Origin of the sequence: Phyllobacterium sp. NPDC097923, assembly GCF_044760925.1 — a bacterium.
GTDB lineage: Bacteria > Pseudomonadota > Alphaproteobacteria > Rhizobiales > Rhizobiaceae > Phyllobacterium > Phyllobacterium calauticae.
In genome coordinates this window covers 84792-99528 of sequence record NZ_JBIWBL010000003.1, presented here as the reverse complement: position 1 = coordinate 99528, position 14737 = coordinate 84792, and the positions used below count along the sequence as shown (strand labels likewise).

Sequence of the window (14737 nt, the reverse complement as noted above, 5' to 3'; positions counted from 1 at the left end):
TTTGCCGGACGCGCTGCGAATGGTCGCACTCACCCGCAGCGCGCATCTTCTATTTCTTCACCGCGGTAAAAGTCCCGAGGTTGAAGAGCTGGACCCGGCGGTTGTCTGCCGCTGTCGGATTGGACCCTTCGATCGGATATTCCTGTCCGACACCGACCGCAAACAGCCGTTCGGGCTCGATTGCAAACGTCGTTGCAAGGGCGTCTTTGATGGCGTCCGCTCGCTCCTGGCTGAGCTGAAGATTATGCTTGGCGTCACCGGTCGAACTCGTGTGCCCGACAATGAGGAACTTGTACTTCAATAGGTTGGGATGGTGGAGCGCATCGGCGAGCAGTCCGATTGTCCGGTAAGAGCGCGGCTCGATCGCAACGGAGTTGTTGTCAAAATTAAGCTCGACGAGCATCTGCGGAAGTTTGCTGACCTTCTTCCAGTTCGGCAGCGTTTGCAGGTTCTGTCCGGGGTTGCCCAGCGCCTCCTGCCGAAGCAGTTCGACATCGATGATTGGAGCGGCTTTCGTGACCTTGCCAAGGCTGGCGGTGATCCGCTGCTGGGTCACTTCCTGCGCAAAGGCGCCGATGGGCTGGAACATGATACCGGCTGCGATGATGATGCCAAGTCGACGAGCGGACATTGTCTTTTCTCCTGTGGGGCGCATGGTTCACCGCCATCCGGCGTTGCTGATTGCCTGATTGCATTCGCCGCTGACGATCTTCTGTGTCTTGATCAGGCAGGACAGCTGGTAGCCGTCGCCCTTGATACCGCGGCAGTGCCGGGCGATGTCGCCCTTGCAGACATTGAAGTAAGCGGTCTGCGCCTCCCGGCGCTGCCCGATGGAACCAGCCACCGCGTTGAACGATGACGTACATTTCGGCGAAATCTTCGCAGCGTTCTTCGCAAGACAGTTTGCAATGACCCCGTTGCCAAGGTTCAGGCCGGCACAGAACTTTTTGATATCCGGACCGCAGTCATTGGCAAGCGTCGTTACGGCATCGCCATAGCTGATAGTCTCGGCACGCCCGGCGGCGCTCAGTGCAAGAAAGGCGATGACGGCCGCCCCACCCAAAACGATAAATCTGTTTGACATGTCTCGATCCTATCCACTCAGTTTCGCGTGCAGTCCATAGGTTGATCCGGTGCTCCGGTTCATCGGCTGGCCGTAGCGATGATGGCGTGCAACATGGCTTCCAACGATCACCAGCAGCTTCAGATACTCCAAGCTGAACGAAGCAAAATCACGCGATATGCGAAAGTACGTAACCGTAACAGCAAGCGTAGGTGCGAGATTGCATCGGGTGCGAAGCGATCCCGCAACACGGGTGGATCTTTGGGGCTATGGCTTCGGCCGGCCGCTGGGGAACAGGAAGGTAATTCCCGATTTTATGCCCCACTCCGGTGACTGATCCGGTCCTTCAATCCAATATTTTCCGCCGATCGAAAGGCTCACTGTCTGCTCGCCGATCTTGACAATCTTGGAAAAGGATACGGAAGCCGGGAGGCTCCAGTTGTCACCGGTCCAGTCATAGGACGCGTCCAGGCTGGCGGATATCGTCCGGCCCTTGCCGATATGCCATGCGATGAAAGGCTGGACTTCCGACTGGTTGACATCGGGCCTTCCGGATGACCCAAAGAGCGACCACATGTGATCGAAGGACGCTCCGGTCGTCACATTCTCGGTTTGAAGCAGCAGCAGTCCGGATGGCCCCGCCGAAAACTTGCCGGAGCCGAACATGGCATTGGTCGCGGTGGGGAACGACAGCTGCGGTCCGAATGCCCAGATAATCGCCCCGTGCGACGAGGGGGTGAACGACAGGTTCTGACTTATATCCCCCAACCCAAAACGGCTGGCGTCAGGTCCTGCCGGGTCGGAATAGGCAAATGGTATGTCCGTGTGCGAGATGAGATTCCAGTCCGCATTGAGCGAGAACGGGATCACGGGCTCGATGTCCAAGGTCTGATAGAAACCGTGACCGGCAGTACTGTTCGCAAAATCACTGTCACCGTGAACCGGAACACTGATCATAAACGAAGCAGGATTTGACACCTTTTTCGCCAGTTCGTCAGCGTCATCGGCATGGGCACTGATCTGGGCCATGACAAATCCGGACACCAGCAGAGCCGCTGCTGACAAAGAGTGTCGAATACGCATCATTATCAGCCCTGCACCTGAATCCTGGGATAGTCCCCGTTTCACGGTTCAGGATGCCATCCGTCCGCCCTCGGTGAAAAGTACGTTACGGTTACGCTCAAATCCCGAGCGCGACGGTTCGGTTGAATGTGTAATCGTAACGTACTTCGGAGGCTCATGCCTGCTGCACGATAATCCCAACCTTTTCCGGTTTTCGGGCGGAAGGGCTGGGCGTTCGGTGTCGGTCCCCTGTTCAGTTTTCCCACCACAAGCGAGGATCGCTTCGGCAGCGGCAAATGGCAGGCAGGTGCGGCGGGCGCGTTTGTCGTACTGCGCGACTGGAAGGTCTTCTTCGGGCTGACGTTCTCCTATTCACCGGATAAGTTCATCAAGAAGCAATAGCGGCTGCCATACGGCCCAAGCCGGCTTGGAAAAACCCGCCAGCCGGGAGCTGGCGCCCCCCTGCCCGATCCATGAAGCTGCGGCGTAAACGTCCGCCTCCCTGACAAGCACACTTTCGGCTAAATGGACCGGCTTTTCAGATTTATACATAAATCAATGACTTCGCTCTCGATTTCAGAGCAGATGGTTTCATACTCCTTGATCAGGTCTGCGTTTGACCTTGGATCACGGTTCAGTTCGTCAAGGGCAGTCGTCGCATCATCAAACGCGTCGCATAGTCCCACAAGTGCCTTATTTTTCGCACTCTCCACTTGCAGCTGCTCCCGCATCGCGGGCAGCTTCAGCATCAATTTCCAAAGTCCTCGCTGTGCCGACGCCATCTGAATCACTTTCGTCTGACCCGCCCCTATCAGTCAGGCATGCTCCAGCGAGCAGCCAGGCTGATACATGATGTATCGGCAAAAATAATATGGCAGTACGTTACGGTTACTTATCCGGACGATACACATCGATTGAATGTAACAGTTACGTACTCACATCCGGACAACGCCATGAATATCCTTCCGCAATCAAACGCGGGGAGCCATTCATGAAATTTATCGCCCTTATGACAGCCGTTGCGGCCAGTATTCTCTCCGCTACCTGTTCTTTTGCTCAACAACATGAGGATGTGAATGCTGCCAACAACCCGCTCACGCCCAAAATAACGATCAATTTGCATGATTACTATGTTCCCGAGCTTTCCGGGTTGCCGGGCAACCGGTATGCCAATCAGTTCCTGCTGCGCGGCCTGATACCATCAGACATGTTCGGCGCTCCGCAGTTGCTCCGGTTCACGCTGCCTGTAGCGACAGCGCCTGAATTTCCGGCGGGATACAGCACGGGGCTCGGCGATCTCACGCTGATGGACCTTTTTCTGGTCCCCGGAAAAAAAGTGTCGTTCGGCTTAGGCCCTCTCGTCGTGCTGCCGACAGCTACAGATGACGTGCTTGGATCGGGCAAATGGCAGGTCGGTGCTGCGGGCGTTGTTGTCGCTCCCCAGACCTGGGGATTGATCGCCGGACTGGCCACCTATCAAACCTCGTTTGCCGGCCCAGATAGCCGTGAGGATGTTTCCCTTGCGACATTCCAGCCGATCGTCAATTTCAATCTGAAAGATGGCTTCTATCTCCGCTCCACGGCCACCTGGAACTTTGATCTGGAAAGCGGAAACTACTCGATCCCTGTCGGGCTCGGCGTCGGCAAGGTGTTCCAGGTCAACGACAAGGTCACGATGAATGCGTTCGTCGAGCCTCAGTATACGGTGTTCGACCATGGCGCCGGCAATCCCGAGTGGCAGGTGTTCGCCGGGGTCAATTTTCAGTTTGCGCTCGGGAAATAAAATCCAATCGTTACTTCATGCGTGTCAGCCGCTTTACAGCGGCAAACCACGGTTGGCCGCGCTCTGAACCTCATTCGTAACAGTAACGTACTTCCGGCAACTTCAAGGGTGGGAAACGATGCCAGCAACCGCGCTTTGCGGCCGGTTCACCAACCTTAGCGGGAGACCACGACGTGAGCCACACCACAATCTGCAACAGGAGGTTGAATCATCATGACAGCTGACCCCACGCACAAGCGCGCGTCCCTGTGGAGCGCCTGCATACCGCGAGGAATCAGAGCCAAAGCAGTGCTTTTGGCAACCGCGGCGGCTTTTACCGCCATCTCATTCTCGCAATGGCAGGGCACTCAGCCGGCATATGCGCAAGAGGCGGCCAAACCCAACATTCTTGTCATATTCGGTGACGACATCGGCCAGTCCAATATCAGTGCTTACACGCGTGGGCTGATGGGCTATCAGACCCCGAACATCGATCGCATCGCCAAGGAAGGCATGATGTTCACGGACTATTATGCCGAGAACAGCTGCACCGCAGGCCGCTCGTCGTTCATCACCGGCCAATCACCCTTGCGCACGGGCCTCTCCAAAGTTGGCGCGCCCGGCGCTCCTGTTGGCCTGCAGGATCGGGACATCACTATTGCCCAAGCCCTCAAGCCGCTCGGCTACAACACGGCCCAGTTCGGCAAGAACCATCTTGGTGACAAGGACGAATACCTCCCGACGAACCACGGCTTCGACGCATTCTTCGGCAATCTCTATCACCTGAATGCTGAAGAGGAGCCGGAACGCCCGTACTGGCCCAAGGACCCGAACGATCCGTTCGTGAAAAACTTCTCGCCGCGCGGCGTGCTGAAGGCGACCGCCGACGGCAAAATCGAAGACTCCGGCGCGCTCACCACCAAACGTATGGAGACGATTGACGACGAAACGACAGGCGCTGCCATCGACTACATCAAGAAGCACGGCAAGGAAGATAAGCCGTTCTTTGTGTGGATGAATACCACCCGCATGCATGTCTTTACCCACGTTCGCGAAGAATACCGCGGCAAAAGCGGTATGCCCGGCAACGAATATGCCGACGGCATGTGGGAGCATGACCAGGATGTTGGCAAGCTCCTGAAGACGCTTGATGACGAAGGCCTCACCAAGAATACGATCGTCGTCTATGCCACCGACAACGGCCCCAACATGTTCTCGTGGCCAGATGCCGCAATGAGTCCGTTCCGAAGCGAAAAGGATTCCAACTGGGAAGGCGCGTTCCGTGTGCCGGCGATGATCCGCTGGCCCGGTAAAATCAAGCCCGACAGTGTGAGTAACGAGATATTCTCGGGATTGGACTGGTTTCCCACACTTCTCGCAGCGGCTGGCGATAAAGACATCAAGGATCGCCTGTTGAAAGGCACAGACGTCGGCGGAAAAACATTCAAAGTGCATCTCGATGGGTACAATCAATTGCCGTACCTGGAAGGGCAACAACCCAAGGGTGCGCGCAACGAATTTTTCTATTTCGACGATGATGGGCAACTCGTCGCTATTCGTTGGGATAACTGGAAGGCCGTCTTCTGCGAGCAACGTGCCCCGGGTAATCTCAACATCTGGCAGGATCCACTGATTTGCTTGCGGGTGCCAAAGCTCTTCAATCTGCGCATGGATCCGTATGAACGGGCCGATATCACCTCCGACCAGTACAATGATTGGCTGACTAAGAATGTCTATCTGACCGCCATCGCCACGATGAAAGCGTCAGAATTCCTGCAGACGTTCATCCAGTATCCGCCAAGCCAGAAGCCTGCGAGCTTCAGTGTCGATCAGGTCGAAAAGGCTGTCCATAAACAGATCGATTCGATGTTCGAGAAAGCTGCGGAACAAAAGAAAGCCAAATGATCCTGGAGAGGCCGCCTCTGGCGGCCTCTTCCTCTCACTATGCAAGGAGGCTTCCTGATGACCGCCAATGCGGACCTGCAGCCGAACAGGCACTTTCGCGACAAAGCAAGCAGCATGGCTGAAAGCCACGCTGCCGTCGGCGCATCGCTCTATATTGCCATGTTGCTGCTGTTTCTCTCCGGTTTCTCGTCTCTGGTATTCCAGGTCGTATGGATCAGGCAGTTGTCGCTTGTCGTCGGCGTGGATGTCTATGCCGTGACCGCGGGGGTTGCGGCCTTCATGGGAGGGCTGGCGCTTGGCGGCATTGTATTCGGCAGACAAGCCGACAGGCACGCGAGGCCGCTTGCTCTCTATGCCGGGCTCGAAGCGGCAGTAGCGTTCTGCGGCATTGGTTTGACAATATTACTATCACATTATGCGCTGCCATTCGTGCAGATCGAGACGTTCTCGCCGGTTATCGCCTGGTCGACCGTCTTCATTCTTATCGGAACTCCAGCCGTCCTCATGGGCGGCACGCTGCCGGCTCTGATGCGCTCGGTGACATCGATCAGCAACAATATCGGTTCGGCGGGCGGTCGCCTCTACGCCGCCAACACCGCCGGTGCGATTGCGGGCACGCTCGCTGCCGCGTTCATATTGATCCCTTCATTGGGTATTTCGGGTGCAGCCTATGTCGCCGCCGGCTGCAGCATTGCCGCTGCCGCGGGATCGTGGGCCATTCCCCGACGCGCGCCTCCCGCGGTGCAGGCCGTGCGGAATTCCCAGCCCCACACCGGCGACGTGCGTCTCGCACTCGCGCTTTATACTGTCGCAGGCGCGGTAGCCCTCGGCTATGAGGTTGTCTGGACCCAGTCCATTGTGCAATTCATGAGCACCCGAAGCTTTGCCTTCGCCATTGTATTGGCGACTTATCTGTTCGGGCTTTCCATCGGTTCTGCTGTGATGGCAGCCAAAATCGATCGTTTGAAAAACCTTTGGAGCACGCTGGGTCTTCTCCTTTCCGGAGCCGGGCTTGCCGCCCTGATCTCGACAACACTGTTGGGAAACTGGATCGTTACGGCACAATCGCTGGCGGAATACTGGGTCCTGAACCTCACCGGTAGCCAGCTCGCCGGAATGTCCGCCAGGTTCACCATAGCTGCATTCGCGACCGTGCTGCCCGCGACCGTCCTCCTGGGTGCGGCATTTCCGGTGGTGTTGAAAATTGTGGCACGGGATGGCCGCACAGGCCGCAGCGTCGGACTTGTCAGTGCCTGGAACACCCTGGGAAGCATAGTCGGAACGGCACTGACAGGATTTTTTCTGATCCCAAGCTTTGGCTTTATCGGTTCGCTCGGGCTTCTCGCTGTCATTGCAACGGCAATTGGTATCATCGCCGTCTACCGGAATATCGCTGCCGTTGCCTGGCATCGCGCTGCAGCATTGGTGTTTTGCGCCACCGCCGTGGCCCTCACCTTTCTGCTCCCCTCGACACGCTTTGCGGATCTCCTGGCCCAATCGCGTGGCGGCAAGCTGGTGTTTTACGAAGAGGGCCTCGGTGCCGCAGTGGCTGTTCTCGAGCAGGGAGGCGACAAGAAATTCAGGAGACTTTACATTCAGGGCGTTTCCAACACCGGGGATTCACTGCCGTCACTGCGCTACATGCGGCTTCAGGCGCTGATACCTTTGATCAGCATGCAGCAGCAGCCGCAATCGGCGCTTGTCATCGGGTTGGGCACCGGAATCACGGCGGGTGCCGTGCTCACCTATCACGGCCTCGAACGGAGGGTCGCAGCCGAACTTCTGCCGGCCGTCACGCGGGCGACAAACCTGTTCGCCGGAAACAATCACGTCGCATCCGATCCACGACTGGATATCCGTCTGCGCGACGGAAGGCGTGAACTGCTTGCAAGCGCCGACAGGTACGATCTGATCACGCTCGAACCCCCGCCCCCGTCAGCAGCGGGCGTGGCAAATCTCTACTCGACAGACTTTTATCGCCTCGCATCTTCCAGGCTGCGAAGCGGCGGGCTGGTGGCGCAATGGCTGCCCCTTCCCACCCAGAATGACGAGGACACCCGGTCCCTGGTGCGCAGTTTCCTCGATGTGTTTCCGCATGTCGGGCTCTGGACCACCGAACTTCATGAAATGATGCTGGTCGGTTCGCAGGAACCGCTGCGTTTCGACCTCCCGCGCATGCAGGCCCGGTTCGACCAGCCCGATGTCAAACAGGCCCTTGCGGAAGTGGGCGTGAATTCCCTTGCCGGACTGATGGCGACGTGGGTAACCGACCGGGCCGCACTTGAGACTTACGTCGGCGATGCCGTAGCGGTTACCGACGACTACCCGCGCATCGAGTATGGCTCCTGGGTGCGCCCCGACTCGTTCGCGATCACGCTTCCCAAACTCATGGACCTCGCAAAGGAGCCTGTCATCGATGGCGCAAGCGCCGCGTTCACCACGGCGATGCAGGAGGAGCGCGGCAAACTCCACACGTTCTACAGAACGGGCCTGAGCGCCTATAACGGCGACCGTGCGGGATGGCAGCGCAATGCCGCGCAGTTGCGCGGAGGCGTCGCCGGGAATGCGTACTACTCATGGTTTTTCGGCGGAGCGACGGAATGACCGCACGTGACGACATTACACTCCTTGGCAAACACATCGGCGAGTCCATCATTGGCCAGCAGGCGATGGTTGAACGCCTGTTGCTTGGCATCCTGGCCAACGGCCATCTTCTTGTCGAAGGCCTGCCGGGACTGGCAAAGACTAGAGCAATCAAAAGCCTGGCGAAGAATCTTGATGCTTCACTGTCGCGCGTGCAGTTCACGCCCGATCTGCTGCCGGCCGACATAACCGGATCGGAAATCTATTTCAGCGAAGGCGGCAAGGGTCAGTTCAAGTTTCAGCAGGGCCCCATCTTTGCCAACCTTATACTCGCCGATGAAATCAACCGCGCACCGGCCAAGGTCCAGTCGGCCTTGCTCGAGGGGATGGAAGAGCGGCAGGTGACGGTGGGAGGCAAGAGCTATCCCCTTCCCGATCTTTTCATGGTGATGGCCACGCAAAATCCGATCGAACAGGAAGGCACCTATCCTCTTCCCGAAGCCCAGCTTGACCGTTTTCTCATGCATATCGAAGTCGGATATCCGGATGAGACGTCCGAAGCAGCGATCATGCGACTGGTGAGAAGCGAGGAGAACGCACAGGCGAAAACGGCCAAATCCGCCCGGAAAATCAGTGCCTCCGCGGTGTTCGATGCCCGCAAGGCGATTGGCAATGTAACCGTGACCAAGGCTGTTGAGGATTATATGGTGGCCCTTGTATTTGCCACGCGCTATCCGCTGAAGCTGGACAAGGATCTGGCCAAGTGGCTGCAGGTGGGCGTGAGCCCGCGCGGGGTGATCGGACTGGACAAGGTTTCGCGCTCATACGCCTGGCTCAAGGGGCGCGACTATGTCACGCCCGACGATGTCAAAGCCGTCGTTCACGATGTATTCCGGCATCGGCTCATCCTTTCCTACGACGCGCACGCCGCACGTATATCACCTGATGCCGTGATCGACCGGATCGTCGAACTCGTGGCTGTGGCTTGAATGCCATGGTCACGCGTCCCGCTCACGTGCAGAAAACCGCAAGCGGCGTTTATGTCACCGTCGACGATTTGGCCAAGCTGGAGATGGTGGCCCGCAACCTGACATTTCTGCAGAAGACCACCGTGCAGCAGTCTTTGGTCGGACGGCACAACTCAAAAATGCGTGGCCGCGGGCTGACCTTTGAAGAATTGCGTGAATATCACGCGGGCGACGATATCCGCACCATCGACTGGCGGGTTACGGCCCGGACGGGAAAGCCGTTCGTGCGGATTTACGGCGAGGAAAAGGAGCGCCCGGCGCTTATTGTCGTCGATCAGAGAACGAACATGTTCTTCGGCAGCCGCCGCTCGATGAAATCCGTGACTGCGGCGGAAGCCGCGGCGCTTTGCGCATGGCGCATATTCGGTTCCGGAGACCGTGTCGGCGGCTTTGTCTTCAACGACGAGAGAATTGATGAACTGCGGCCTCACCGCAGCCGCGAAGCAATTTTCGCCCTGTCGACCAGAATATCCGCGATGAATCAGGAATTGACGGCGGATATGCTGGCAAGACGGTCCAGTGGACAGCTCAATGCCGCTCTCCAGGCGGTCGCCAGCGTGGCGGATCACGATCATCTGATTGTCATCGTCAGTGATTTCGACGGCCATACCGACGCGACCAAGGACATGCTGCTGCGGCTCGCGACGCACAACGATGTTCTGGCAATCCTGGTCTACGATCCTTTTCTGCTTCAACTCCCAACCAGCGGCGGGATCGTCGTCAGCGGGGGCTCCACGCAAGCCGAACTGGCGTTCCAGCGGCCCCAGATGCGAAGCGCGATCGGCGAATTCGCACGTCAACGCGGACGCAACCTTCTCGCCTGGCAAGTCGAACTCGGACTGCCGATGCTGCCGGTTTCAACCGCCCAGGAAACCGCGCCGCAATTGCGCAGTCTGCTCGCGCAGGCGGCATGGCGACAGCGGAGACGGTGAGATGGCCGAACTCGCGCCAATGCCCGATGACCTCACGAACACTGCGCTGAAAACGCTCGCAGACATTGCGCTCCCCCCTGACGTGTCGTGGATGCCGCAAACCTGGGGTTGGGCCGTGCTTGCCGGTGCCATTTGCCTTGCGCTTGGATGGAGCATTTGGCGATGGGCAAGGCGGTGGCGGAGGAACCGTTACCGCAGGGAAGCGATCAACTGCTTACGGCAGATGAGCATGGCCGACCTTCCCGGACATGTGCCGGTCATCTTGAAAAGGACCGCGCTTGCCGCGTGGCCGCGCCAACAGGTGGCCTCACTGACGGGAAAAGAGTGGGTGACCTTCCTGGAGCGCGCGGCACCCAACCACAGCCTGGACTCCGAGCTTGCCCGTTTCATTGCGGAACTAGAATATGTGTCCGCGCATGCGGCATCTGGCCCGGATGCTTCGCAGTTGAGGCAAGCAGCCATCCGCTGGATCGGAAAGCATCATGTATCAACTTGATTATCCCTGGCTGCTTGTCCTGCTTCCAGTACCGCTCCTGATCTGGTGGATTGTGCCGCCTTACAAGGAGCAGACCACTGCGGTCCGCATTCCCTTCTTCGAAGAAGTCGCCCGTGCGGCTGGCGTTGTTCCGACCACGGGATCGCTGGTTTCGCAACGGTCAGTCCTGCAGACTCTATCCGCAAGCCTCGCCTGGATACTGATAGTCCTTGCGCTTGCCCGTCCGCAGTTTATCGAGCCGCCGCTGCAGAAGACGCAACCGCAGCGGGATCTCATGCTTGCTATCGATTTATCCCAGTCCATGGACACGAAGGATTTCCGCGAACCAAGCGGCACCCTGGTATCCCGCGTCGAGGCAGTGCGCAAAGTTGTTGCTGATTTCGTGTCGAAACGGCAGGGCGACCGGATCGGTTTGATAGCTTTCGGTGACGCGCCCTACCCGCTTGCCCCATTCACGATGGACCATGCCACGGTTCAGACGATGATAGCGGATGCGCTTCCCGGCATGGCTGGACCGAGAACAGCTCTCGGCGATGCGATAGGGCTCGCCATCAAAATGTTCAACGATCCGAACATTCCGGAAAAGGTGCTTGTGCTTTTGACCGACGGGAATGACACCGCGAGCAAAATGCCTCCCGCAAAAGCTGCCGATATCGCCAAAACAGCCAAGATTACCGTCCATACAATCGGAATTGGTGATATGAATGCGGTTGGCGAGGACAAGCTGGACGTGGCCATGCTGCAGAAGATCGCTGAGGCCACCGGCGGCCGCTATTTCTTCGGGCAGGATTTGAAAAGCCTGGAAAACGTCTATGCGACCTTGGACCGGATAACGCCTGCCACGCAGAAAATTCTGTCCTGGCAGCCGCGGACCGAGCTTTTTGTCTATCCGCTCGGCGCTGCTCTGGTTCTCCTGGTGCTATTTCATGCACTGGCATGGTTGGGAACGGAATTCAGGAGGCGCCGGGAATTACCCGGTGGAGCGCAGTCATGATCGCCGACTTCCACTTCCTGCGACCGTGGTGGCTGACCGGCATTCCGGCGGCGATGCTGTTCCTTTGGCTGGCGGCGCGGCAAGGTGACATGAGAATAAAGTGGCGCGGCATGATTGTACCGGAATTGCTCGATCATCTGATTTCCGGCAGGGAGCACCGTGGCGGCATCCGCCCCTATCATTGGATGGCAATGCTGATCGCCCTATCGGCGATCGCGCTGTCGGGGCCGACCTGGCAAAAGGAACTGCCGCCGTTTGTGCAGGATGCCGCCGCGCTTGTTGTCGCAATCGACCTCTCGCGGACAATGGATGCGATTGACGTGACACCGTCGCGGCTGGAAAGGGCCAAGCTGAAGATTGACGACATACTGGCATTGCGCCCAGCGGCCAGGACCGCTGTGATCGCCTATGCCGGATCGGCTCATCTCGTGCTGCCGCTGACGGAGGACGCTTCGCTTATCCGGACTTATGTGAATTCCCTGGTCACGCCCATCATGCCGGTCGGCGGCCGGAACACCGCGGCCGCGCTGGAACTGGCAGAAAAAACCCTGGCTGATGAAGAAGCATCCGGCACGATCCTTTTAATGACCGACGGTATCGATTCCGGCTCACTTGCAGCTGTTCAATCGAAGCGGCGAAGCGGGCTCGTGATTCTCGGCATCGGCACTGCGCAAGGGGGTCCGGTCAAGACCGCCGACGGCAGCTTTGCCAATGATGCCAATGGCAACCGCATCTTTGCCAAACTCGACATCGATGCTTTGAGAGAGTTGCGCAACAGCGAAACCAGCGTCGCCACCTACACGGCGGACGACAGCGACGTGCATTGGATTGCCCAACATATCCGGACGCATTTTGAACAGCGGTCGGATGCCGGCCAAACCCGGTGGCGGGATTTCGGTTGGTGGCTGACGATCCCGATCGCCCTGCTTGCCGCTTTCACGTTCCGGCGTGGCGGGGGCATCCGATGGACGGGGGCCATCCTTGCCTTCCATATGATCACGAGCGCGGATACGGCTCGTGCCGCTGACAACTGGTTTGCAGACGCTTGGCTTACCCGAGACCAACAGGGCCGCCTTGCCTATCAACGCGGGGCTTTTCCGGACGCTGCCGACACGTTTGCCGATCCGGCCTGGAAAGGAGCGTCGCTATACCGTGCCAGGAAATTTGACGAGGCGATAAACGCATTCGCACGCGAAAACACGCCCGAAAGCTGGTTCAATCAAGGCAATTGCCTCATGCAGCTTGGAAAATATGATGCGGCTGTTGCCGCATATGAAAAAGCGCTGGCGGTGCGCAAGGACTGGATACCGGCCAAGGGTAACCTTGACGTTGCCGAGCGGCTTGCAGCGCGCAAAAAGAAGGATGAGAGCGAAGAGCCACGGGATCCGGATGACGATCCTGATCAGATCCAATTCGATGAAAAGGGCAAACAGGGGAAAGAGGGAGAGGTCGACGTCGCGGAACAGGCAGCGGATATCTGGATGAAGAATATTGCGGTCAGCCCGGCACAGCTGCTGGCGCGGAAGTTTGCACTCGAGGCGGCGCAGGGTGCGAAATGAGAATCCTTGCTGCAGCCTTGCTGGTGGTGTTCTGGCATCACACCGCTTTCGCCGCCGACCCTTTTGCTGAGGCGACCATTGCCACGAAGGGTACTTTGGTCGCCGGTCAACAGATTCAGATCGACATCGATGTCTTCGTACCGAATTATTTCACCGCACCGCCACAATTTCCCGTGTTCGATCTTCCAAATGCGATTGTCACACTCTCCGACGGGCGCGCCCAGAACCTCAACGTCGTCAAGGACGGAGCGCAGTACTCGGGAATCCGCCGCACTTATCTCGTCATTCCGCAATTGACGGGCGACTATGCATTGCCGACCGCAGACATAGAATTCGGCTACGCCGCCGTGCCGGGCCAGTCGGTCACGGCGAAAGTGTCGCTTCCGCCCGCGAGGTTTCATGTGAATGACGTGCCCGGCAGCGGCAACGCCGGGCCGATCCTAGCCGCGACCAGTCTCGAGCTGTCACAGACCTTGGACAGCGACCCCGGCAAACTGACAGTCGGCGACACCCTGGTGCGGACAGTGTCGCAGACGGCCGGGGGAACGCAGGCAATGATGTTGCCGCAACCGCATTTTGAAACGCCGGCCGGGGTCAGGATGTACGTCAAACCGCCGCATTTGGAGAACGGCATCAAGGGAGCCGGTGGCGGATCGGGCAGCAGGCGGACCGACAGTGTCACTTACGTCGTAGAGCGCGAAGGCAGCCTGATCATTCCGGGCCTTTCCATTGACTGGTACGATACGGGCAAAGCCAGTCGCCAGCAGGCCAGGCTTTCCACCATTGCGCTCACTGTGAAGGCGGCTCCCGCGACGACGAATGCAATCATTCCGGATATGCCGGCACAACCGCAATCGTCGCGTGCACCTTCACTGCATACAATAGTGCTTGCCGGGATAATCTTGTCTGCAGCAGTTTTGGCCGCCTGGTTCTGCTGGATCGCATTGCCGCGCCTGTTCAAATGGATGGATGCGCGCCGAAAGATGCTTGAACGATCGGAACCCGCCAGGTTCCGGCAGCTCTATCTCGCCTTGAACTCGGACGATCCGTCTGCGGCCTATGCCGCTTTGGGAACCTGGACGACAAGTGCCGGATACAAGAGCATTGCGGCCTGGGCGGCCGCTACACAGGATCAGGAAATTCTAAAATCACTTGAGGCTTTCGAGGCGGATTTATACCGTTCGGATACTGTGGTGAACTCCAAAATCACCATGAATGAACTGGCTTCCGCCATTTTCTCGTGGCGTGACGGCAACGGCAGGCGGCTTGACGTGAAGCACGAGAAGCCAGCACTGCCACCGCTCAACCCCTGACGCGCGAAGCTCTTCGCCTCAGTCGGAATCTTACGAATCT

The 14737-nt window shown here is 58.2% G+C and carries 13 protein-coding genes; 9 read left to right on the top strand and 4 right to left on the bottom strand.

The features are described from left to right. Positions 1-49: 49 nt before the first annotated feature. The 4 genes from ACIQWS_RS16310 to ACIQWS_RS16295 all read right to left on the bottom strand — a co-directional run bounded on the left by ACIQWS_RS16310 (position 50) and on the right by ACIQWS_RS16295 (position 2874). On the bottom strand, positions 50-631 hold the full coding sequence (locus ACIQWS_RS16310) for an OmpA family protein (RefSeq protein WP_346307754.1): 582 nt from the start codon (positions 629-631) through the stop codon (positions 50-52). A 27-nt stretch (positions 632-658) separates the two neighbouring features. After that, positions 659-1084: a cysteine rich repeat-containing protein gene (locus ACIQWS_RS16305; RefSeq protein ID WP_403181475.1), complete on the bottom strand. Its 426-nt coding sequence runs from the start codon at positions 1082-1084 to the stop codon at positions 659-661. Between the two features lie 246 nt (positions 1085-1330). Continuing rightward, positions 1331-2092, bottom strand: a complete 762-nt coding sequence (locus ACIQWS_RS16300; RefSeq protein WP_403181472.1) for a transporter — start codon at positions 2090-2092, stop codon at positions 1331-1333. Positions 2093-2646: 554 nt separating this feature from the next. After that, complete coding sequence (locus ACIQWS_RS16295; protein WP_403181469.1) at positions 2647-2874, bottom strand: hypothetical protein; 228 nt, start codon at positions 2872-2874, stop codon at positions 2647-2649. 242 nt (positions 2875-3116) lie between these two features. On the opposite strand from ACIQWS_RS16295, the gene ACIQWS_RS16290 reads away from it, so the two are divergent. The 9 genes from ACIQWS_RS16290 to ACIQWS_RS16250 all read left to right on the top strand — a co-directional run bounded on the left by ACIQWS_RS16290 (position 3117) and on the right by ACIQWS_RS16250 (position 14697). Beyond that, on the top strand, positions 3117-3908 hold the full coding sequence (locus ACIQWS_RS16290; protein WP_346307758.1) for a hypothetical protein: 792 nt from the start codon (positions 3117-3119) through the stop codon (positions 3906-3908). A 213-nt stretch (positions 3909-4121) separates the two neighbouring features. Further along, positions 4122-5792 carry an arylsulfatase gene (locus ACIQWS_RS16285; RefSeq protein ID WP_403181465.1) on the top strand — a complete coding sequence of 557 codons (1671 nt, stop codon included), beginning with the start codon at positions 4122-4124 and terminating at the stop codon, positions 5790-5792. Between the two features lie 57 nt (positions 5793-5849). Further along, a complete protein-coding gene (locus tag ACIQWS_RS16280; RefSeq protein ID WP_403181462.1) occupies positions 5850-8396 on the top strand; it encodes a fused MFS/spermidine synthase in 2547 nt (848 codons plus the stop codon). Beyond that, complete coding sequence (locus tag ACIQWS_RS16275) at positions 8393-9364, top strand: AAA family ATPase (protein ID WP_403181460.1); 972 nt, start codon at positions 8393-8395, stop codon at positions 9362-9364. Before ACIQWS_RS16280 ends, ACIQWS_RS16275 begins: the two co-directional genes overlap by 4 nt. A 5-nt stretch (positions 9365-9369) precedes the next feature. After that, positions 9370-10335, top strand: a complete 966-nt coding sequence (locus tag ACIQWS_RS16270) for a DUF58 domain-containing protein (RefSeq protein WP_403181457.1) — start codon at positions 9370-9372, stop codon at positions 10333-10335. 1 nt (position 10336) lies between these two features. Next, on the top strand, positions 10337-10831 hold the full coding sequence (locus ACIQWS_RS16265) for a DUF4381 domain-containing protein (protein ID WP_403181454.1): 495 nt from the start codon (positions 10337-10339) through the stop codon (positions 10829-10831). Then, the gene (locus tag ACIQWS_RS16260; RefSeq protein WP_403181451.1) at positions 10818-11825 is read left to right on the top strand and encodes a vWA domain-containing protein; all 1008 of its coding nucleotides are present in this window, start codon (positions 10818-10820) and stop codon (positions 11823-11825) included. The genes ACIQWS_RS16265 and ACIQWS_RS16260 overlap by 14 nt, the downstream gene beginning before the upstream one ends. Next, entirely contained in the window at positions 11822-13384 is a 1563-nt protein-coding gene (locus tag ACIQWS_RS16255; protein ID WP_403181449.1) for a VWA domain-containing protein, read from the top strand. Before ACIQWS_RS16260 ends, ACIQWS_RS16255 begins: the two co-directional genes overlap by 4 nt. Beyond that, positions 13381-14697 carry a BatD family protein gene (locus ACIQWS_RS16250; protein ID WP_403181446.1) on the top strand — a complete coding sequence of 439 codons (1317 nt, stop codon included), beginning with the start codon at positions 13381-13383 and terminating at the stop codon, positions 14695-14697. Before ACIQWS_RS16255 ends, ACIQWS_RS16250 begins: the two co-directional genes overlap by 4 nt. The last annotated feature ends 40 nt before the right edge of the window (positions 14698-14737 follow it).

Coding starts and splice junctions, on each gene's coding strand:
- ACIQWS_RS16270 (WP_403181457.1), top strand. CDS start 9,370: ATGGTCACGCGTCCCGCTCACGTGCAGAAAACCGCAAGCGGCGTTTAT.
- ACIQWS_RS16310 (WP_346307754.1), bottom strand. CDS start 631: ATGTCCGCTCGTCGACTTGGCATCATCATCGCAGCCGGTATCATGTTC.
- ACIQWS_RS16275 (WP_403181460.1), top strand. CDS start 8,393: ATGACCGCACGTGACGACATTACACTCCTTGGCAAACACATCGGCGAG.
- ACIQWS_RS16290 (WP_346307758.1), top strand. CDS start 3,117: ATGAAATTTATCGCCCTTATGACAGCCGTTGCGGCCAGTATTCTCTCC.
- ACIQWS_RS16250 (WP_403181446.1), top strand. CDS start 13,381: ATGAGAATCCTTGCTGCAGCCTTGCTGGTGGTGTTCTGGCATCACACC.
- ACIQWS_RS16295 (WP_403181469.1), bottom strand. CDS start 2,874: ATGCTGAAGCTGCCCGCGATGCGGGAGCAGCTGCAAGTGGAGAGTGCG.
- ACIQWS_RS16305 (WP_403181475.1), bottom strand. CDS start 1,084: ATGTCAAACAGATTTATCGTTTTGGGTGGGGCGGCCGTCATCGCCTTT.
- ACIQWS_RS16280 (WP_403181462.1), top strand. CDS start 5,850: ATGACCGCCAATGCGGACCTGCAGCCGAACAGGCACTTTCGCGACAAA.
- ACIQWS_RS16285 (WP_403181465.1), top strand. CDS start 4,122: ATGACAGCTGACCCCACGCACAAGCGCGCGTCCCTGTGGAGCGCCTGC.
- ACIQWS_RS16265 (WP_403181454.1), top strand. CDS start 10,337: ATGGCCGAACTCGCGCCAATGCCCGATGACCTCACGAACACTGCGCTG.
- ACIQWS_RS16300 (WP_403181472.1), bottom strand. CDS start 2,092: ATGGCCCAGATCAGTGCCCATGCCGATGACGCTGACGAACTGGCGAAA.
- ACIQWS_RS16255 (WP_403181449.1), top strand. CDS start 11,822: ATGATCGCCGACTTCCACTTCCTGCGACCGTGGTGGCTGACCGGCATT.
- ACIQWS_RS16260 (WP_403181451.1), top strand. CDS start 10,818: ATGTATCAACTTGATTATCCCTGGCTGCTTGTCCTGCTTCCAGTACCG.